Annotated in this window: 1 protein-coding gene; it reads left to right on the forward strand. The window is 44.2% G+C overall.

The window, feature by feature from the left end:
• Positions 1-1,038, forward strand: a 1,038-nt coding sequence (gene cysN / locus A3763_RS20065) for a sulfate adenylyltransferase subunit CysN (protein ID WP_156495209.1), incomplete at both ends; no start/stop codon positions are given.

Genomic DNA, 1,038 nt, shown 5'->3' on the forward strand with positions numbered 1-1,038 from the left:
ACGGCAAGAGCACACTTATTGGCCGACTACTTCATGACTCTCAAATGATTTATGAAGATCAACTTGAAGCAATTAAGAAAGACAGCGTTAAGTCCGGCACCAACGAAGGTGAAATCGACCTTGCACTATTAGTTGACGGCCTACAGGCTGAGCGCGAGCAAGGCATCACCATTGATGTTGCTTATCGTTATTTCTCAACTGCTAAACGCAAGTTCATCATCGCCGACACTCCCGGACACGAGCAATATACTCGTAACATGGCAACTGGTGCGTCAACTGCTGACCTGGCAATCATCCTGATCGATGCACGTCACGGTGTATTAACGCAAACCAAACGTCACTCATTTATTGCTTCTTTACTGGGTATTAAGCACGTCATCGTTGCCATCAATAAGATGGATCTGGTTGACTACAGCGAAGAGCGCTTTAATGAAATCAAGAGCGATTACCTTTCATTCTCTGACCAGTTAGATTTGGGCGATATCCAGTTTGCACCACTTTCTGCACTGAAAGGTGTTAACACAATCAGCAATAGCGACAAGACACCTTGGTACAAAGGCAAGCCTCTAATGGAGATGCTTGAGTCAGTCGAAATAGCTAAAGACAAGAATCTGGAAGACTTCCGCCTACCAGTACAATACGTTAACCGCCCTAACCTTAACTTCCGTGGTTTCTGTGGAACGATTGCTTCGGGTATCGTTAAGCCTGGCGATAAAATTACTGCACTTCCTTCGGGTAAAAGCAGTACCGTAAAAGAAGTCGTGACCTTTGAAGGTTCACTGGATGAAGGTTTCGCAGGTCAAGCGGTTACGCTTACCTTGAATGATGAAATCGATATCAGTCGTGGCGATATGATTGTTCAGTCTGACAATCACCCAACGGTAAGTTCTGCGGTAAAAGCACATATCGTTTGGATGTCTGAAGACAAAATTCAGCCAGGCAAGCTTATTGATATTAAACTTGGTTCCAAGCAGGCTTCAGCGTCAATTCAGTCAATTGAGCATTTAATTGACGTTAATACGCTTGAGAAAAAGGATG

The sequence above is a fragment of the Oleiphilus sp. HI0128 genome (genome assembly GCF_001635365.1).